Source organism: Pseudomonas sp. (genome assembly GCF_035554175.1).
Taxonomy (GTDB): Bacteria; Pseudomonadota; Gammaproteobacteria; order Pseudomonadales; family Pseudomonadaceae; genus Aquipseudomonas.
The window spans coordinates 1-19250 of sequence record NZ_DATMIV010000003.1; the positions used below are offsets into that span (position 1 = coordinate 1).

19 protein-coding genes are annotated in these 19250 nt (G+C 59.9%); 16 read left to right on the forward strand and 3 right to left on the reverse strand.

Annotated features, from left to right (window positions below; translation table 11 throughout):
* Nucleotides 1-214: 214 nt before the first annotated feature.
* Nucleotides 215-1183 (reverse strand): polyprenyl synthetase family protein, encoded by a 969-nt coding sequence (locus tag VNV36_RS01245; protein WP_016773120.1) that lies wholly within the window; start codon nt 1181-1183, stop codon nt 215-217.
* A 241-nt stretch (nt 1184-1424) separates the two neighbouring features.
* On the opposite strand from VNV36_RS01245, the gene rplU reads away from it, so the two are divergent.
* The 5 genes from rplU to VNV36_RS01270 all read left to right on the forward strand — a co-directional run bounded on the left by rplU (nt 1425) and on the right by VNV36_RS01270 (nt 5180).
* Nucleotides 1425-1736, forward strand: coding sequence for a 50S ribosomal protein L21 (gene rplU, locus VNV36_RS01250; protein WP_007924746.1), 312 nt, complete (start codon nt 1425-1427; stop codon nt 1734-1736).
* 35 nt (nt 1737-1771) lie between these two features.
* Nucleotides 1772-2029 carry a 50S ribosomal protein L27 gene (rpmA, locus tag VNV36_RS01255; protein WP_003228360.1) on the forward strand — a complete coding sequence of 86 codons (258 nt, stop codon included), beginning with the start codon at nt 1772-1774 and terminating at the stop codon, nt 2027-2029.
* Nucleotides 2030-2222: 193 nt separating this feature from the next.
* On the forward strand, nt 2223-3446 hold the full coding sequence (gene cgtA / locus VNV36_RS01260; protein ID WP_325715487.1) for an Obg family GTPase CgtA: 1224 nt from the start codon (nt 2223-2225) through the stop codon (nt 3444-3446).
* 137 nt (nt 3447-3583) lie between these two features.
* Nucleotides 3584-4702, forward strand: a complete 1119-nt coding sequence (gene proB / locus VNV36_RS01265) for a glutamate 5-kinase (protein ID WP_325715489.1) — start codon at nt 3584-3586, stop codon at nt 4700-4702.
* 10 nt (nt 4703-4712) lie between these two features.
* Entirely contained in the window at nt 4713-5180 is a 468-nt protein-coding gene (locus VNV36_RS01270; protein WP_039761698.1) for a CreA family protein, read from the forward strand.
* 180 nt (nt 5181-5360) lie between these two features.
* Here VNV36_RS01270 and rpsT read toward each other — a convergent pair whose 3' ends face one another.
* A complete protein-coding gene (rpsT, locus tag VNV36_RS01275; protein WP_003228351.1) occupies nt 5361-5633 on the reverse strand; it encodes a 30S ribosomal protein S20 in 273 nt (90 codons plus the stop codon).
* Between the two features lie 252 nt (nt 5634-5885).
* Between rpsT and murJ the strand changes: the two genes are divergently transcribed.
* The 6 genes from murJ to ispH all read left to right on the forward strand — a co-directional run bounded on the left by murJ (nt 5886) and on the right by ispH (nt 13391).
* Nucleotides 5886-7424 (forward strand): murein biosynthesis integral membrane protein MurJ, encoded by a 1539-nt coding sequence (gene murJ / locus VNV36_RS01280; RefSeq protein WP_325715492.1) that lies wholly within the window; start codon nt 5886-5888, stop codon nt 7422-7424.
* 129 nt (nt 7425-7553) lie between these two features.
* A complete protein-coding gene (ribF, locus tag VNV36_RS01285; protein ID WP_325715494.1) occupies nt 7554-8492 on the forward strand; it encodes a bifunctional riboflavin kinase/FAD synthetase in 939 nt (312 codons plus the stop codon).
* A gap of 13 nt (nt 8493-8505) precedes the next feature.
* Nucleotides 8506-11337 carry an isoleucine--tRNA ligase gene (gene ileS, locus VNV36_RS01290; protein ID WP_325715496.1) on the forward strand — a complete coding sequence of 944 codons (2832 nt, stop codon included), beginning with the start codon at nt 8506-8508 and terminating at the stop codon, nt 11335-11337.
* Nucleotides 11330-11842, forward strand: a complete 513-nt coding sequence (gene lspA / locus VNV36_RS01295) for a signal peptidase II (RefSeq protein ID WP_325715498.1) — start codon at nt 11330-11332, stop codon at nt 11840-11842. Before ileS ends, lspA begins: the two co-directional genes overlap by 8 nt.
* Nucleotides 11835-12287: an FKBP-type peptidyl-prolyl cis-trans isomerase gene (fkpB, locus tag VNV36_RS01300; RefSeq protein WP_325715500.1), complete on the forward strand. Its 453-nt coding sequence runs from the start codon at nt 11835-11837 to the stop codon at nt 12285-12287. Before lspA ends, fkpB begins: the two co-directional genes overlap by 8 nt.
* Nucleotides 12288-12446: 159 nt before the next feature.
* A complete protein-coding gene (gene ispH, locus VNV36_RS01305; protein ID WP_042610500.1) occupies nt 12447-13391 on the forward strand; it encodes a 4-hydroxy-3-methylbut-2-enyl diphosphate reductase in 945 nt (314 codons plus the stop codon).
* On the opposite strand, the gene VNV36_RS01310 is transcribed toward ispH, so the two are convergent.
* Entirely contained in the window at nt 13348-13917 is a 570-nt protein-coding gene (locus tag VNV36_RS01310; RefSeq protein ID WP_325715504.1) for a GspH/FimT family pseudopilin, read from the reverse strand. The two genes, ispH and VNV36_RS01310, sit on opposite strands and share 44 nt — an antisense overlap.
* A 130-nt stretch (nt 13918-14047) precedes the next feature.
* Between VNV36_RS01310 and VNV36_RS01315 the strand changes: the two genes are divergently transcribed.
* Genes VNV36_RS01315 through VNV36_RS01335 form a run of 5 tightly spaced genes read left to right on the forward strand, consistent with a single transcriptional unit; the run spans nt 14048 to nt 19244 of the window.
* Nucleotides 14048-14521 (forward strand): GspH/FimT family pseudopilin, encoded by a 474-nt coding sequence (locus tag VNV36_RS01315; protein ID WP_325715506.1) that lies wholly within the window; start codon nt 14048-14050, stop codon nt 14519-14521.
* Nucleotides 14518-14967 carry a type IV pilus modification protein PilV gene (gene pilV, locus VNV36_RS01320; protein ID WP_325715508.1) on the forward strand — a complete coding sequence of 150 codons (450 nt, stop codon included), beginning with the start codon at nt 14518-14520 and terminating at the stop codon, nt 14965-14967. Before VNV36_RS01315 ends, pilV begins: the two co-directional genes overlap by 4 nt.
* Complete coding sequence (locus tag VNV36_RS01325) at nt 14964-15677, forward strand: PilW family protein (RefSeq protein WP_325715510.1); 714 nt, start codon at nt 14964-14966, stop codon at nt 15675-15677. Before pilV ends, VNV36_RS01325 begins: the two co-directional genes overlap by 4 nt.
* An 11-nt stretch (nt 15678-15688) precedes the next feature.
* Nucleotides 15689-16168 carry a pilus assembly PilX family protein gene (locus VNV36_RS01330; protein ID WP_325715512.1) on the forward strand — a complete coding sequence of 160 codons (480 nt, stop codon included), beginning with the start codon at nt 15689-15691 and terminating at the stop codon, nt 16166-16168.
* Nucleotides 16155-19244: a pilus assembly protein gene (locus VNV36_RS01335; protein ID WP_325715514.1), complete on the forward strand. Its 3090-nt coding sequence runs from the start codon at nt 16155-16157 to the stop codon at nt 19242-19244. Before VNV36_RS01330 ends, VNV36_RS01335 begins: the two co-directional genes overlap by 14 nt.
* Nucleotides 19245-19250: the final 6 nt, after the last annotated feature.

Consider the following 19250-nt stretch of genomic DNA (forward strand, 5'->3'; position numbering starts at 1 on the left):
TGAATTCCTTATCGGCGCTTTGGGTAGAAGGGGCGGGAGGAGAAGTCTCCCACGGTCTGTACTGGTCAGAGTCAGAATCGAGTCTGTAGTCCCGCCCACCCCTTCAAGTCTAAACATACAAGCGAGCCTGCTCGCGAAGGCGTCCTGCCAGACAACATGACTGTCAGCTGGCAGAACGCTTTCGCGAGCAGGCTCGCTCCCACAGGGGAATGAATCAGTGCGTGCGGGCGACCGCGAACTCGCTCAGTTCAACCAGCGCATCGCGATATTCGCTCGCCGGCAGCGCTTCAAGGCACTTGATCGCACGGGCCACATAATCACGGGCCAGTTGTGCGGTGTATTCCAGCGAACCGGACGCTTCCACGGCGATGCGGATGCTTTCCAGGTCTTCGATCCCGCCTTTCTGGATCGCCTGACGCACCAGTGCTGCCTGTTCCGCCGTGCCTTCGCGCATGGTGTAGATCAGCGGGAGAGTCGGCTTGCCTTCGGCCAGATCGTCACCGACGTTCTTGCCCAGGGTTTCTGCGTCACCTTTGTAGTCGAGCAGGTCATCAACCAGCTGGAACGCCACACCCAGGTGATCGCCGAAGGTGCGCAGGGCTTCGCTCTGCTCGGCGGTGGCGCCGGCCAGGGCGGCGGCGCTGTGGGTCGACGCTTCGAAGAGCATCGCGGTCTTGCCGCGGATGACCTCCATGTAGGTTTCTTCGCTGGTGCTAGCGTCACGCACCTTGGACAGCTGCAACACTTCGCCTTCGGCGATGATGCGCGTGGCTTGCGACAGAATCTTCATTACCGGCATCGAGCCGAGTTCGACCATCATTTCGAATGAGCGCGAATACAGGAAATCGCCGACCAGCACGCTCGGAGCGTTGCCCCACATGGCGTTGGCGGTCGAGCGGCCACGGCGCATGCCGGACATGTCGACCACGTCGTCATGCAGCAAAGTCGCGGTGTGCAGGAATTCGATGGTGGCGGCCAGCAGGCGCATGTCATCGCCTTCGCGACCCAGGGCCTTGCCACACAGCAACACTAATAAAGGACGCAGGCGTTTGCCGCCGGCCGAAGTGATGTAATCGCCGATTTTCGATACCAGCGGCACTCGAGACGTCAGCTGCTTCTTGATGATGCCGTCGACGGCGCTAAAATCGTCCGCCACCGCGCGGTAGAAAGCTTGGGGTTGCATCAGCGAGAGTCGCTCCAGAAGGGTTGCGCGGCATGCTAGGACCCCCGTCCAGAGCTGTCAAGGCGCGATAGACGGCTACTTGCAAGCCTGCGGCGGCTTGCGTACAATCGCGCACCCTGAACTTCCTGGGCAGCACCTGCCTTACGCAATTGCACTTGGGCCGTTCCAGCCCCATGCAGCCATGCCAGCCAATACCTCTTCTTATAAAGAGCTGGGTGAGCAGGATTATCGGAGAAATACCATGTACGCAGTAATCGTTACCGGCGGTAAGCAATACAAGGTCGCTGAAGGTGAATACCTGAAGATCGAAAAACTGGAAATCGCTACTGGCGAATCCGTTACTTTTGATCGCGTTCTGTTGGTCGCCAACGGCGACGACGTGAACATCGGCGCACCAGTTGTTGCTGGCGCAACCGTCAAGGCTGAAGTGATCTCCCAAGGTCGTCACGATAAAGTCCGCATCATCAAGTTCCGTCGCCGTAAGCACCACATGAAGCGTATGGGCCACCGCCAGTGGTTCACCGAGATCAAAATCACCGGTATTCAGGCTTAATTACAGCCTAATTCCTCACTAGGAGAATTGAACTCATGGCACACAAAAAAGCTGGTGGTAGTACCCGTAACGGTCGCGACTCAGAAGCCAAACGCCTTGGCGTGAAGATGTATGGCGGCCAGGTCATCAAGGCCGGCAACATCATCGTGCGTCAGCGCGGCACCCAGTTCCACGCTGGCTACGGCGTTGGCATGGGTAAGGATCACACCCTCTTCGCGAAAATCGAAGGCGTGATCAAGTTTGAAGTAAAAGGCGCCTTCGGTCGTCGTTACGTGAGCGTTGTCGCGGCATAATCGCGAGATCGCTGGAAGAGCCCTGTCTTGCGACGGGGCTTTTTCGTTTGTGGGGTGAGTCTCTTGCAAAACTGTTTGTATGGGCTGTCGGCGTGCGCTGCAGGTCGTGTCTTGGGGGCGCTGCGCTCATTTTTGCAAGAGTCTTATGTCTTGATTGTTTTTCGGCTCGTCCGTATGGCGAGAGGCGTTGGTTATGAAGTTTGTTGATGAAGTATCGATTCGCGTAAAGGCCGGCGATGGCGGCAATGGCTGCATGAGTTTCCGTCGGGAAAAATTCATTGAAAACGGCGGCCCGAACGGCGGTGATGGCGGTGACGGCGGCTCCATCTACATGATGGCCGACGAAAACCTCAACACGCTGGTGGACTACCGTTACACCCGTCACTTCGATGCCGAGCGTGGCTCCAACGGCGGCAGCACCGACTGCACCGGCAAGAAAGGCGAAGACCTGATCCTGCGTGTGCCCGTCGGCACCACCGTGATCGACTCCGCTACTCAGGAAGTGATCGGCGACCTGACCAAGGCCGGTCAGAAACTGATGGTGGTGCAGGGCGGCTGGCACGGTCTGGGCAACACCCGTTTCAAATCCAGCACCAATCGCGCGCCGCGCCAGACTACGCCAGGCAAGCCGGGTGAGCAGCGCGACCTGAAACTGGAAATGAAAGTGCTGGCCGACGTCGGTCTGCTGGGCTTGCCGAACGCCGGTAAAAGTACCTTTATCCGTTCGGTCTCGGCCGCCAAGCCGAAGGTCGCTGACTACCCGTTCACCACCCTGGTGCCAAACCTGGGCGTGGTCAGCGTCGATCGCTGGAAGAGCTTCGTCATTGCCGACATTCCGGGTCTGATCGAAGGCGCTTCCGACGGTGCCGGCCTGGGCATTCGCTTTCTCAAGCACCTGGCGCGTACCCGTTTGCTGCTGCACCTGGTCGACATGGCGCCGCTGGATGACTCCAGTGCTCCGGATGCCGCTGAGGTAATCGTCAACGAGCTGATCAAGTTCAGCCCGTCGCTGGCCGAGCGTGATCGCTGGCTGGTGCTGAACAAGTGCGACCAGATCCTTGAAGAAGAGCACGATGCTCGCGTCAAGGAGATCGTTGATCGCCTGGAATGGACCGGTCCGGTGTACGTGATCTCGGCCATCGCCAAGATCGGTACCGAGCGTCTGTGCCACGACATCATGCGCTACATGGAAGACCGTGCCGATCGGCTCGCCGCAGATCCTGCGTACAAGGAAGAGCTGGCCGATCTCGACCAGCGCATCGAAGACGAAGCCCGTGCGCAGTTGCAGGCGCTGGACGACAAGCGTGCCCTGCGCCGCAGCGGCGTGAAGTCGGTCCATGACATCGGTGACGACGACTGGGACGAAGAAGATGTGGATGACGAGGACGGTCCGGAAATCATTTACGTGCGTGACTGATCCGTTGCGATAAACTTGAACGCCGCTCAATCGAGCGGCGTTTTAGTATCTGGAAATCGATCGTTGGTCGCCAATAGCCACGATTAACGTTACGGGCAGTGCCAGGTCGCGCTGTCCTCAAGCTAAGGTTGAAGATGATGCGGAGCAAGGTGACAGGTGCGCAGCGTTGGGTCGTGAAGATCGGCAGCGCTTTGCTGACGGCGGATGGCAAGGGGCTGGATCGCGCGGCAATGGGTGTCTGGGTCGAGCAGATGGTGGCGCTGCATGAGGCGGGCGTCGAGCTGGTGCTGGTGTCCTCCGGGGCGGTGGCGGCTGGCATGAGTCGCTTGGGCTGGACGGCGCGACCCAGTGCCATGCACGAGCTCCAGGCGGCTGCTGCAATCGGTCAGATGGGGCTGGTGCAGGCGTGGGAGTCGAGCTTCGCCGAGCATGGCCGGCATACCGCGCAGATTCTCCTGACCCACGACGACCTGTCGGATCGCAAGCGCTACCTGAACGCCCGCAGCACCTTGCGGGCGCTGGTCGAGCTGAAAGTCATCCCGGTGATCAACGAAAACGACACCGTGGTTACCGACGAAATCCGTTTCGGCGACAACGACACGCTGGCGGCACTGGTGGCCAATCTGGTCGAGGCTGATCTGCTGGTGATCCTGACCGATCGTGACGGCATGTTCGACGCCGATCCGCGCAACAATCCCGATGCGCAGCTGATCTTTGAAGCGCGCGCCGATGATCCGACGCTGGATGCGGTGGCTGGCGGTACCGGTGGTGCGCTGGGGCGCGGCGGCATGCAGACCAAATTGCGCGCGGCGCGGCTGGCGGCGCGTTCCGGTGCGCACACCATCATCGTGGGCGGTCGGCTTGAGCGTGTGCTTGATCGCCTCAAGGCGGGTGAGCGCATCGGCACGCTGCTGTCGCCCGAGCGCGGCATGCTCGCGGCGCGCAAGCAATGGCTGGCCGGGCATCTGCAAACCCGTGGCACTTTGGTGCTTGATGAGGGGGCGGTGGCGGCGTTGTCCAAAGGCAACAAGAGCCTGCTGCCGGTGGGGGTGAAACTGGTTCAGGGCAGTTTCCGTCGGGGTGAGATGGTTGTCTGTGTGGCGCCGGACGGTCGTGAGATCGCCCGTGGTCTGGCCAACTACAGCGCCCTGGAGGCGCAAAAAATCATCGGTCAGTCGTCGGATGCGATTGTCGGTTTGCTCGGTTACATGGCGGAGCCGGAACTGGTTCACCGTGACAACCTGATTCTGGTCTAAGGAAAATTCGATGCGTGTAGCGAAAGGATTGTTGGGTCTGCTGATGGCCATGCCGTTGCTGGCCTCGGCCGAGGAGATCGGTCAGGTATCGACTGTGTTCAAGTTTGTCGGCCCGAATGACCGGATCGTGGTCGAGGCCTTCGATGATCCGAAAGTCGAGGGTGTGACCTGCTATCTGTCGCGCGCCAAGACCGGCGGGGTGAAGGGTGGCCTGGGGCTGGCCGAGGATCGCGCCGAAGCGTCGATCGCCTGCCGTCAGGTCGGGCCGATCAAGTTCAAGGGTGAGCTTAAGGATGGCGACGAGGTGTTCAAGGAGCGCACCTCGCTGGTGTTCAAGACCATGCAGGTGGTGCGTTTCCTCGACAAGAAACGCAATACCCTGGTGTACCTGGTTTACAGCGATCGCTTGATTGAAGGCAGTCCGCAGAATGCTGTGACGGCGATCCCGATCCTGCCGTGGGTGCCGGTCCAGCAATAACACCGCAAAACCAACTGCAGGAGTGAGCCTGCTCGCGATAGCGGTGTGTCAGATGAGGGTTTCTATCTGACACACCGCTATCGCGAGCAGGCTCACTCCTGCATTTTTTTGCGTCGCATTCACCAAATTCCAGGCAATAAAAAACCGACCCTGAGGTCGGTTTTTTAATGACTACGTCGCTTAGGCAGCTTCTTTCAGTGCCTTGACGTGGCCATTCAGACGGCTCTTATGACGAGCAGCCTTGTTCTTGTGGATGATGCCTTTATCGGCCATGCGGTCGATAACTGGCACAGCCAGAACGTATGCAGCTTGAGCTTTTTCAGCGTCTTTTGCGTCGATGGCCTTAACTACATTCTTGATGTAGGTACGAACCATGGAACGCAGGCTGGCGTTGTGGCTGCGACGCTTCTCAGCCTGTTTTGCACGTTTTTTGGCGGAAGGTGAGTTGGCCACCGTCGAGCTCCTCGAAAGACTTTTTAGGAAATAGCAAACAAAATAGGCCGCGAATCATGCCGATGAAGACTTGTCTTGTCAAGGGCACTTGAATCGTTCCGCTAAGTGGTAGGTAGAAAGAGGCGGGATATTTATTTCCGGCGCTTGACCTGTAAACTCGCGAGCTTTGGCTCTGTGCTGTTGCGGCGCGGAGTATCGCACAAGTGGGCGCATTGTTCGCCTGCTGTTTATCGACAGGCACAAACTCTCTCAATGAATCTGCTCAAATCGTTGGCCGCCGTCAGCTCTATCACGATGCTTTCCCGGATTCTGGGGTTTGTTCGTGACACGCTGATCGCGCGGACATTCGGCGCCGGGATGGCGACGGACGCTTTCTTTATTGCCTTCAAACTGCCCAACCTGCTGCGGCGGATCTTTGCCGAGGGCGCTTTCTCCCAAGCGTTCGTGCCGATCCTGGCCGAATACAAAAGCCAAAAGGGCGAAGAGGCGACCCGCACCTTTATTGCCTATGTCTCGGGGTTGCTGACCCTGGTGTTGGCGCTGGTCACCGCGCTGGGCATGATCGCTGCGCCCTGGGTGATCTGGGCTACGGCGCCGGGTTTCACTGATACCCCGGAAAAATTCCAGCTCACCTCCGATCTGTTGCGGGTGACCTTTCCTTATATATTGCTGATCTCGCTGTCGTCGCTGGCCGGGGCGATTCTCAATACCTGGAACCGTTTCTCGGTGCCGGCCTTTGTGCCGACCCTGCTCAACGTCAGCATGATCGTATTTTCCCTGTTCCTCACGCCGTACTTCGATCCGCCGGTCATGGCCCTTGGCTGGGCGGTGCTGGTCGGCGGTCTCGCCCAGTTGCTCTATCAACTGCCGCACCTGAAAAAGATCGGCATGCTGGTGCTGCCGCGCCTGAACCTGCGCGACAGCGGTGTGTGGCGGGTGATGAAGCAGATGCTGCCGGCGATTCTCGGCGTCTCGGTCAGTCAGATTTCGCTGATCATCAACACCATCTTCGCCTCGTTTCTGGTTGCCGGGTCGGTGTCGTGGATGTATTACGCCGACCGCTTGATGGAATTACCGTCGGGTGTATTGGGTGTAGCGCTTGGCACGATTCTGCTGCCGACATTGGCCAAGACTTACGCCAGCAAGGATCGCCACGAGTATTCGCGGATTCTCGACTGGGGCCTGCGTCTGTGCTTTGTGCTGGTGCTGCCGTGCGCGCTGGCGCTGGGGATTCTTGCCGAGCCGCTGACCGCTTCGCTGTTTCAGTACGGCCAGTTCAGCGGCTTTGACGCCGAGATGACCCAGCGTGCGCTGATCGCCTATTCGGTCGGCCTGCTCGGGATTATCGTGATCAAAGTGCTCGCGCCGGGTTTCTATGCGCAACAGAACATCCGGACGCCGGTGAAGATTGCGATCTTTACGCTGGTCTGCACTCAGTTGTTCAACCTGGCGCTGATCGGTCCGCTGGCCCACGCCGGCCTGGCGCTGGCAATCAGTGCCGGCGCCTGCCTGAACGCCGGGTTGCTGTTCTATCAACTGCGCAAGCAAAAGATGTATCAACCGCAACCGGGCTGGGGCAAATTCGGCTTCAAACTGGTGGTGGCCGTGACGGTGATGTCGGCGGTGTTGCTGGCAGGCATGCATTTCATGCCTGCCTGGGATGAGGGGCATATGCTCGAGCGCTTCCTGCGCCTGGGCGCGCTGGTGGTGGCCGGGGTGGTGGCGTATTTCGGTATGCTGCTGCTGATGGGTTTTCGCCTGCGCGACTTCAATCGCAAGGCCTTGAGCTAAGGTTTCAGCCTTTATATACAGGCACGGGCCGGCAGTTTTGTCGGCTCGTTCACTTTGCGTTACGGTGTTGCCTGTCGTCGGCCGTCGGGTGTGGTTATAATCGACCACTTTATGAGCAAGAAGCGCGTTATGCAGCTGGTTCGAGGCCTCCACAACTTGCGCCCCCAGCATCGGGGCTGCGTCGCCACTATTGGCAACTTTGACGGTGTTCACCGTGGTCACCAGGCTATCCTGGCCCGACTGCGTGAGCGTGCGCTCGAGTTGGGCGTACCCAGCTGCGTGGTGATTTTCGAACCGCAGCCACGGGAATTCTTTGCCCCTGACACCGCGCCGGCACGTCTGGCGCGGCTGCGCGACAAGCTGCAGCTGCTGGCCGCCGAAGGCGTCGACCGGGTTCTGTGCCTGGCCTTCAACCAGCGTCTGAGCAAGCTCAGCGCCAGTGAGTTCGTCGCTACCATCCTGGTTGATGGCCTCGGCGTGCAGCATCTGGAGGTCGGTGACGATTTCCGCTTCGGCTGTGACCGCCTCGGTGATTTCGATTTCCTGCTGCAGGCCGGGCAGGTCCACGGTTTCTCTGTCGAGGCTGCGCAAACCGTCGAGCTGGACGGCATTCGCGTCAGCAGCACGCAAGTGCGCAACGCCTTGGCCGCCGCCGATTTTGCCCTGGCCGAACGCTTGCTCGGGCGCCCGTACCGCATCGCCGGTCGCGTGCTGCATGGCCAGAAACTGGCCCGGCAACTGGGAACGCCCACTGCCAACATTCAACTCAAGCGTCGTCGCGTGCCGTTCACCGGGGTCTATCTGGTGAACGTCGATATCGACGGCAAGACCTGGCCCGGCGTCGCCAATATCGGCGTGCGCCCGACGGTGCAAGGGGATGGCAAAGCCCACCTCGAGGTCCATCTGTTAGATTTTGCCGGCGATCTGTATGACCGGCGTTTGACGGTGGTTTTCCACCAAAAGCTGCGTGAAGAGCAGCGCTTCGCCTCTCTGGAGGCATTGAAAACGGCGATCAATGCGGATGTCGCCACCGCCCGTGCACTAGCCGCACCTAGCGCCCATCGCTAATGAAGAGCCTTAAATGACCGACTATAAAGCCACGCTAAACCTTCCGGACACCGCCTTCCCAATGAAGGCCGGCCTGCCACAGCGCGAACCGCAGATCCTGCAGCGCTGGGACAGTATTGGCCTGTACGGAAAGTTGCGCGAGATTGGCAAGGATCGTCCGAAGTTCGTCCTGCACGACGGCCCTCCGTACGCCAACGGCACGATCCACATCGGTCACGCACTGAACAAGATTCTCAAGGACATGATCATCCGCTCGAAAACCCTGGCGGGTTTCGATGCGCCGTACGTCCCGGGCTGGGACTGCCACGGCCTGCCGATCGAGCACAAGGTTGAAGTGACCCACGGCAAGAACCTCGGCGCGGACAAGACCCGCGAGCTGTGCCGTGCCTACGCCACCGAGCAGATCGAAGGGCAGAAGTCCGAATTCATCCGTCTCGGCGTGCTGGGCGACTTCGCCAACCCGTACAAGACCATGGATTTCAAGAACGAGGCCGGTGAAATCCGCGCCCTCGCCGAGATCGTCAAGGGCGGTTTCGTGTTCAAGGGCCTGAAACCGGTGAACTGGTGCTTCGACTGCGGTTCGGCCCTGGCTGAAGCGGAAGTCGAGTATGAGAACAAGAAGTCCTCGACCATCGACGTGGCATTCCCGATCGCTGACGAGGCCAAACTGGCTGCCGCGTTCGGACTCGCGTCGCTGAGCAAACCTGCCTCGATCGTGATCTGGACCACCACCCCGTGGACCATCCCGGCCAACCAGGCACTGAACGTGCACCCGGAATTCAACTACGCCCTGGTCGATATCGGCGACAAGCTGCTGGTGCTGGCTGAAGAACTGGTCGAAGCCTGCCTGGCGCGCTACGGCGTGGAAGGTTCGGTGATCGCCACCACCACCGGTAAAGAACTGGAACTGATCAACTTCCGTCACCCGTTCTATGATCGTCTGTCGCCGGTGTATCTGGCTGACTACGTCGAACTGGGCGCTGGCACCGGCGTGGTTCACTCCGCCCCGGCCTACGGCGTGGACGACTTCGTGACCTGCAAGAAGTACGGCATGGTCAACGACGACATCCTCAACCCGGTGCAGAGCAACGGTGTGTACGTGCCGTCGCTGGAATTCTTCGGCGGCCAGTTCATCTGGAAGGCTAACCCGGCGATCGTTGAAAAGCTCTCCGAAGTCGGTGCGCTGATGCACACCACCGTCATCGAACACAGTTACATGCATTGCTGGCGTCACAAGACCCCGCTGATCTACCGCGCCACTGCGCAGTGGTTCATCGGCATGGACAAAGAGCCGGTCAGCGGCGACACCTTGCGCGTGCGCTCGCTCAAAGCCATCGAAGACACCAAGTTTGTTCCGGCCTGGGGTCAGGCGCGTCTGCACTCGATGATCGCCAACCGTCCGGACTGGTGCATCTCGCGTCAGCGCAACTGGGGCGTGCCGATCCCGTTCTTCCTCAACAAGGAAAGCGGCGAGTTGCACCCGCGTACCGTCGAGCTGATGGAAGAAGTCGCCAAGCGCGTTGAAGTCGAGGGCATCGAAGCCTGGTTCAAACTCGACGCCGCCGAACTGCTGGGCGATGAAGCGCCACAGTACGACAAGATCAGCGACACCCTCGACGTCTGGTTCGATTCGGGCACCACCCACTGGCACGTGCTGCGCGGTTCGCACCCGATGGGCCACGAGAGCGGCCCGCGCGCCGACCTGTACCTGGAAGGTTCCGATCAGCACCGTGGCTGGTTCCACTCGTCGCTGCTGACCGGTTGCGCCATCGACAACCACGCGCCGTATCGCGAGCTGCTGACCCACGGCTTCACCGTCGACGAGTCCGGCCGCAAGATGTCCAAATCGCTGGGCAACGTGATCGCGCCGCAGAAGGTCAACGACACCCTGGGCGCCGACATCATGCGTCTGTGGGTCGCTTCGACCGACTACTCCGGCGAAATGGCGGTGTCCGAGCAGATCCTGCAGCGCAGCGCCGACGCCTATCGTCGTATCCGTAACACCGCGCGCTTCCTGCTTTCCAACCTGACCGGTTTCAACCCGGCCACCGATCTGCTGCCGGCCGAAGACATGCTGGCGCTGGATCGCTGGGCAGTGGATCGCACGTTGCTGCTGCAACGCGAGTTGCAAGAGCACTACGGCGAATACCGTTTCTGGAACGTCTACTCGAAGATCCACAACTTCTGCGTACAGGAGCTGGGCGGTTTCTACCTTGACATCATCAAGGATCGTCAATACACCACCGGCGCCGACAGCAAGGCGCGACGCTCGTGCCAGACCGCGCTGTTCCACATCTCTGAAGCGCTGGTGCGCTGGATCGCGCCGATCCTCGCCTTCACCGCCGATGAGCTGTGGCAATACCTGCCGGGCGAGCGTAACGAGTCGGTCATGCTCAATACCTGGTACGAAGGCCTGACCGAACTGCCGGAAGGCTTCGAGCTGGGTCGCGCCTACTGGGATCGCATCATGGAAGTGAAAGTCGCGGTCAACAAAGAGATGGAAATCCAGCGTGCGGCGAAAGCCGTCGGTGGCAACCTGCAGGCCGAAGTCACGCTGTTTGCCGAAGAGGCGCTGAGCGCCGACCTGGCCAGGCTGAGCAACGAATTGCGCTTTGTTCTGATCACCTCGACGGCCAGTGTCGCGCCATTTGTTCAGGCTCCGGCCGATGCAGTGGCCACCGAAGTCAGCGGTCTGAAACTGAAGATCGTCAAATCGGCGTTCCCGAAGTGCGCGCGTTGCTGGCATTGCCGCGAAGACGTTGGCGTGAACCCGGAACATCCGGAAATCTGCGGCCGTTGCGTCGACAATATCAGCGGCGCTGGCGAGGTTCGTCACTATGCCTGACGCCGTGGGCCGTTTCGGACGGCTGAGCTGGCTGTGGCTGAGCTTGCTGGTGCTGGTCATCGACCAGGCCAGCAAGTTCTACTTCGAAGGCAAGCTCGAAATGTTCCAGCAGATCGTGATCATTCCCGATTACTTCAGCTGGACCCTGGCGTATAACACCGGCGCTGCGTTCAGCTTCCTGGCTGACAGTTCCGGCTGGCAGCGCTGGTTGTTCGCTCTGATCGCAATCGTGGTCAGCGCGGTGCTGGTGGTCTGGCTCAAGCGCCTGGGGCGTAACGAGACCTGGCTGGCCGTCGCATTGGCGCTGGTGCTGGGCGGTGCGCTGGGCAATCTGTATGACCGCATTGCCCTGGGCCATGTGATCGACTTCATTCTGGTGCACTGGCAGAACCGCTGGTATTTCCCGGCGTTCAACTTTGCTGACAGCGCGATTACCGTTGGTGCAATCATGCTGGCACTGGACATGTTCAAACCGAAGAAAACCGAAGAGACCGCTCATGACTGAACAGGTATCGGCTGAGCAACGCATCGGCCAGAACACGGAAGTCACCTTGCACTTTGCCTTGCGCCTGGAGAACGGCGACACCGTCGACAGTACCTTCGACAAGGCTCCGGCGACCTTTAAGGTCGGCGACGGTAACCTGCTGCCGGGCTTCGAAGCGGCACTGTTCGGCTTCAAGGCCGGCGACAAGCGCACTCTGACCGTCGAGCCGGAAAACGCTTTCGGTCAGCCGAACCCGCAGAACGTGCAGACTATCCCGCGTTCGCAATTCACCGACATGGAGTTGTCACCGGGTCTGCTGGTGATCTTCAACGATGCGGCCAATACTGAATTGCCGGGCGTGGTGAAAGAGTTTGACGACGCGCAAGTGACCGTCGACTTCAACCACCCGCTGGCAGGCAAGACGCTGACCTTTGACGTCGAGATCATCAGCGTCAAAGCGATCTGAGTAATAATGCAAAACCAATGTGGGAGCGAGCCTGCTCGCGAATGCTGAATGACATTCAACGTTGATGTTGTCTGACACACCGCTTTCGCGAGCAGGCTCGCTCCCACACTGTTTTCCACAGAATTCGTTATTTCTTGCGCGCAAGACACGAGGCACAGCATGCAAATCAAACTCGCCAACCCCCGTGGCTTCTGCGCCGGCGTGGACCGGGCGATCGAAATCGTCAACCGCGCCCTGGAAGTCTTCGGGCCGCCGATCTATGTGCGTCACGAAGTGGTGCACAACAAGTTCGTCGTCGAAGACCTGCGCAGCCGCGGCGCAATTTTCGTCGAAGAGCTCGATCAAGTGCCCGATGACGTCATCGTCATCTTCAGCGCCCACGGTGTCTCGCAAGCCGTGCGCAACGAAGCCGCCGGTCGAGGCCTGAAAGTCTTCGACGCCACTTGTCCGCTGGTGACCAAGGTGCACATCGAAGTGGCCAAATACAGCCGCGACGGTCGCGAATGCATCCTGATCGGTCACGCCGGTCACCCGGAAGTCGAAGGCACCATGGGTCAGTACGATGCCAGCAATGGCGGCGCGATCTACCTCGTCGAAGACGAGAAAGACGTCGCCGAGTTGCAGGTGCGCAACCCGGAAAAACTCGCCTTCGTCACCCAGACAACCTTGTCGATGGACGACACCAGCCGCGTTATCGATGCCCTGCGCACGCGCTTTCCGGCCATCGGTGGCCCGCGCAAGGACGACATCTGCTACGCCACGCAAAACCGTCAGGACGCCGTCAAGCAACTGGCCGACGAGTGCGATGTGGTGCTGGTAGTCGGCAGCCCGAACAGCTCCAACTCCAACCGTCTGCGTGAACTGGCTGAGCGCATGGCGACTCCGGCCTACCTGATCGACGGTGCCGAAGACCTGCAACAGAGCTGGTTCGACGGCGTCGAGCGTATCGGTATCACCGCGGGCGCTTCGGCACCGGAAGTGCTGGTGCGTGGGGTGATCCAGCAATTGCAGGCCTGGGGCGCAACCGGTGCCGATGAGCTGGCCGGCCGTGAGGAGAACATCACGTTCTCGATGCCGAAAGAGCTGCGCGTGCGTTCGATCTGAGGTTTCTGCTTTTGTCGCACAGCGCCTGTTCAGCCTCCTGACTGCTCAGGCGCACGCGACCGGTCGCCGCCAGCACGATCTGACGCTGACTGACCGGTGCGCGCGGCGAGCAGATGTGTATTGTCCCTGCCTGAAACCGGCGTCCCGGCATCAGCGGTTGGCCCAGATGACTGAACCGCACATAACGGCTCACCCACCAATTGCCGACAATCGGCACCTTCGCCTCACTGGCGCGCTCCAACAGTAGCGGATTGCTGCTGTCCTCCGGGCCCTTGCCACTGATATCCAGAATGATCCGCCAGCCCCGACTCCAGTCATCGTCGATGCCGTGGATGACTACGCTCTGATTGTGGGTGATCGCCAGTGTGCGAGCGTTGCGGATCCCTTCGAGCAGCGACTGCGCGGCGTGGTCGCGTTGAGTCGCTTGCTTGAGCGCGGCGAACGCCGGGCTCACCAGCAGCAGAACAATTGCGCCAATCGCCAGTCCCATAAGCAGTTCAATCAGGCTGAAACCGTGTTGCGGCATGAAAAATCCCTCCGTGGAATGGAATGAGCGGCGCAATCCGTGCGCTGCGCAGGGCAAATCATTCGGCGCATACCGAGCGAATGTTCTAGCGTGTAGAAGCAGGTATAGCCGACGGCAACGGAGGGCATCGATGGATCTTCGTACAAAAGGTTTCACGCTGGTCGAGTTGCTGGTCGCCATCGCGGTGTTCCTGGTGCTGATCACGCTGGCGGTGCCGGCGTTTACCCGCACGATTCAAAGCAGCAAGGCCGATACCGAAGTCGGCGACCTGCAGCGCGCCATCAATTTCGCTCGCTTGGAGGCGATCAATCGCGGCGTGACCACCCGACTGCGTCCGACCGCTGGCGGCAGCGTCTGGATCGGTGAGCTGGCGGTCTACGACGGTACTGGCAATCCGGCCAATGTGTTGCGGGTTGTTCCAGCGATGAGCAGTGGCGCGACTCTGACGCTACCCTCAGGAGTGACCGCACTGGACTTCAACAATCTCGGCGGTCTGGCTGCGCCGTCGACGGCGGTGGTCATCAATTACACGCTGGGCACGCAAAGCAGGACGCTGAACGTGTGTTTGAACGGACGCATTCAACTGGGTGGAAATTGCGGATGAGGGCAGGGAGCAAAAACGCACAGGAGGGCATGACGCTGATCGAAGTGCTGGTCGCGTTGCTGATTCTCACTGTCGGGCTGTTGGGCGCGGCGGCGGTGCAACTCAATGCGCTGAAGTACACCGACAGCTCGCGGATGACCAGCCAGGCCAGTTTCATCGCCTATGACATGATGGATCGCATTCGCGCCAACTCCGGCGCCGACTACACCGTTACGCCGCCGACCTCGGGCAACCTCAGCGTTGCGCGTGATCAGGATCTCTATGACTTCACCACCAATATCGCCAGTTTCGGTGGTCCGACCGCGACGGGCAGCATTACCCTCAACCAACGGGTTTACACCATAACCATCACCTGGAGCGATGCCCGTGCGGCCAACGCTGCCAGTGCCCAGCGCAGTTTCGTGCTGACCAGCCGGGCAACGGTCGATCCGGTGGTGACACCATGAAGCGCTGGAATCGTGGTTTCGGCCTGATCGAATTGCTGATCGCCCTGGCATTGGGGCTGATCGTCGTGCTCGGCGTGGTGCAGATTTTCATCGCCGCAAAAAACACCTACGTCAGCCAGAACAGCGCGGCGGCGATGCAGGAAGACGCACGCTTTGTTTTGAGCAAGATGATTCAGGAAATTCGCATGGTCGGCATGTTCGGCTGCCTCGGCACTATCACCGATTCGAGCAGCGCGGGCGATTTCAACACAGCGCAGCTCACCCCGATCAGTTGGGATAACACCAATCTCAAACTGACCCTGGTCACTGCCGATGTCGGCAGCGGCGGGGGGACGCCGACCTGGACGGTGATTTCCGATTGTCGCAACAGTGCGGTCGCCTACAGCGGTTTGCGCAGCCCGACGACAGGGCAGATCGCTTTTCCGATCCGGCGTCTGCTCTACAGCTTCAGCAACAACCAGATCCTCATGGGCACCGGCGGCGGCAACCCGGCACAGCAAGTGCTGGTGAACAACGTCAGCGCCTTCAACGTGACGTTCGGTCTGGCCAGCTCCGCGACCGATGTAGCGGCGTCAACCTACAGCAGCAACCCCGGCGACCCCGCGCGCATCCGCAGTGTGCGCCTGAGCCTGACCCTCACCGACCCGAACAATCGGGTGCGCAATCAAACCTTCAACGTGGTTGCGGCATTGCGCAACCGCTTGCAGTGAGGGGGGCGGCGATGAGGATTCCCTTGCAGCAACGCCAGGCACAGCGCGGCATGGTCTTGCTGGTCAGTCTGGTGTTTCTGCTGTTGCTCACCTTGATCGGTCTGTCATCCATGCAAAGCGCCAACCTGCAGGAAAAAATGGCCGGCAGCGTGAGCTTGCGCAATCAATCGTTTCAGGCTGCCGAAGCGGCGTTGCGAGTCGGTGAAAGCGCGGTGCAACTGGACAGCTACGCGCTGGCGGTGTGCAGCGGCACGACGCAGTGTGCGCCGCCGGCAGAATCGTCAGTGGTCAATTCAGCCGGCTTCAATTCGACCTCCGGGGTGACCTGGATCGCTGCCGGTAATGGCTTTTATGGGGTACAGAACATCGGCACGACGCTGACTGCGGTAAATGTGCCGAGCAACACTTCGGCGACCTTGTATCGAGTCACTGCGGTCGGCATCGCCGGCAATTCGCGTAGCGTGGTGGAGAGTGTCTATGCGAAGTATTGAGCGCTGTGCGTCACTGCTGATCGGCATGCTGCTGAGTGTTTATCTGGCGGCGCCAGCGTGGGCATTCACTCCCTCCGATTCACCGCTGTTGAGCGCGGCCGCAGTGGCGCCGAATGTGATGCTGATGATCGACGATTCGGGGAGCATGAACAGCATCATTTACGCCACCGGATTTGATCCGTCTGTCAACCGCACACCCGCCCGGCAGTGCAATGCTTTTCTGGGACTGTGCTCTGCGCTGAATGCTCCACAGATCACCGGCGACACGGTGTTTCTTTCGAGCCTGCCGACCTCCGGGTGCTCGGGGGGCGCGTATGCGTTCTATAACAACAGCGTCACACCGTTGTGCCTTAAGCTGCCCGACCCGGTAGGCAATGAGAATACCCGGTATTCCGCCGATTACATTTCCTGGATTGTCAGCCAGGCCATCAGCAGCGGCACCCGGGATTTCACCACCGGCGCAATTCCCAACGATTTCCGGATGAATGTCGCGCGCAACGTTTCCACCGCGTTGGTCAGCAGCAACCGCACCTTGCGCATGGGCCTGTCGACGTTCAACCCGGCCACCAGCAGCAACCCGGGCAATGGCGGCTTCATCGCCCGCTCGATCACCGATCTGTCGCCCGTCACCGGCAGTGTGACCCAGGCCCAGGCCGACGCTAACTACAACGCGCTGATTTCATCGATCAACGGCTTGAACGCCGTGGCCAATACGCCGTTGGCCGAGAGCTATTACGAAGTCACTCGCTACATGCGCGGCCTGCCGCCTTATTACAACGGCACGCCAGCGACCTATACCAGCCCGATTCAGTATCGCTGCCAGAAAAATTACGGTGTGGTGATCACCGATGGCCTGCCGACCTATGATCGCACCTTCCCGACCAACGACCCGCTGGGCGGCAACCGCTTGCCAAACTGGGACGGCGTCAATAATGACGGCGACAACCTCAACGGCGACGGCGAAGGCGACACGCTGTATCTGGATGACATTGCCAAGTTTGCTTTCGACATCGACATGCGCTCGACCGGTACCGATGCCGCCGGCAAAAGCTGGAACGCAGTGGATTTTCCCAGACAGAACATGAACACCTACACGGTGGGTTTCGCGTCGGACAACGACATGTTGTCCGACGCCGCCAGCTATGGGCAGGGCAGGTATTATCAAGCCACGGACAGCTCCGGGCTCAATGCGGCTTTATCGTCGGCATTAAGTGATATCACTTCCAAGGCCGGCTCTGGTGGCGCCGGCGTTGCCAGCAGCAGCACCTTGACCAGTGGCAGCAGCTTTTATCAGACCACTTACGACCCCAAGGATTGGCGCGGCACGATCAGGTCGTTCGGCTTCACCTCGACCGGTACGGTGAATACCTCGACGGCGCAATGGACGACCGACACCACTATCGTGCCCTCGGCCACAGCGCCGACCTTCCAGTCATGGAACACCGTGAGCAATGCGCCGATTGCCCTGGCCTTCGGCAACTTTTCCCCAGCTCAGCAGACCACGCTGAATCAGGGCCTGCCCACCAGTATCAATGGCAATGATCTGGTTGAATGGAGTAAAGGCACCAACAAGGCCGGGCTCAAAGTGCGCACCGCGCTGCTCGGCGACATCATCAATTCACCGCTGGTGCTCGCGTCGCCGTCGGACAAGACCGCATCCGATCTGTCGGGCGATAGCACTTACACCAGCTACCTGACCACCAAGGCTGCGAACATGAATGCCAGTCTGGTAGTGAACGCCAATGACGGTTTCGTCAACGTGATCAATTCGGCGAACGGCACCCGACGTTACGCGTACATGCCTTCCAGCGTGCTGCCGTCGTTGCGGCTGATCGCGGACACCAATTACGTCAACGGCGTCAGCCACAAATTTCTGGTGGATGGTCAGGTCGGCGTGTTCGATGCGCAGGCCGGTACCACCTGGAAAACGCTGGCCATTGGCGGAACGGGAGCCGGCGGCAAAACCTTCTATGGGCTGCAACTGTTCGATGCCTCGGCGGGCAATGTCATCAGGGCATTGTGGGAGGTCAGTGCGCCGGTCACCGCCAGCACGGCGAACGCGTTCAATGATCTGGGTTACGCCTATGCCCGTCCGGAAGTGGCACGCTTGGCCAATGGTCGCTGGGCGACTTTCATCGCCAATGGCTACGGCAGCAATTCGGGGGTTGCGGCTTTGTATGTACTGGATGCGCTGGATGGCTCGCTGATCAGGAAAATCGTGATCGACAGCACGGAAACCACTAACGGTCTTTCTTCGGTGAAGCTCAGGGTCAATTCCTCGAATGTGGTGCAGGCTGCCTACGGTGGCGACCTGAAAGGACGCATGTGGAAATTCGACTTGAGTGCAACGGCGCCTGAAAGCTGGGGCGTGGCGTTTGCCGGCAAGCCCTTGTTCACCGCCCCGGGTGGGGCAACGCAGCCGATCACCGCGCAACCGCTGCTGGCGGATAACCCACAGGGTGGCAAGCAGGTGTTCTTTGGCACCGGCAAGTTCAACGAAACCGCCGACAAGACGAACAAGGATCTGCAGGCTTTCTATTCAATCTGGGATGCAGAAGGTGGGGCCGGACAAATCACCGTCAGCAGTTTGCAGGCACAGGCGATTACCGGTTCGTTCTCCGGCAGTTCCGGGCAGTTCCTCACCACCAGCCAGAATGAAACGACGTATCCGGGGGAGAAAGGCTGGTATTTGCCGCTGGTGTACAACAACGTGCTGACCGGCGAGCGCGTGATCAACCAGGCCAGCATTGTGTTGGGGCGAGTCGTTTTTACCACTGCCAGCGTCGACACCACCGACCCGTGTTCGAGCTTTGGTACGGGCAGACTGGTCGAACTGGATGCGTTCAACGGTAAGATGCTCAACTACGCCGTGATTGATACCAACGGTGACCGCTTGGTCGACAGCAATGACACGATATCCAGTGGCGTGGTATTCACCGGTGGCATTCCGACCCTTAACGTCATATCGGCCGGTGGTACGGGAAAGGTCTTGACCGATACCAGTGGCGTCATCACCACCGTTGTGGAAAAGGGTGGCGGCGGCAGCCGTCGTATCATGTGGCGACAAATCCAGTAAGCGAGA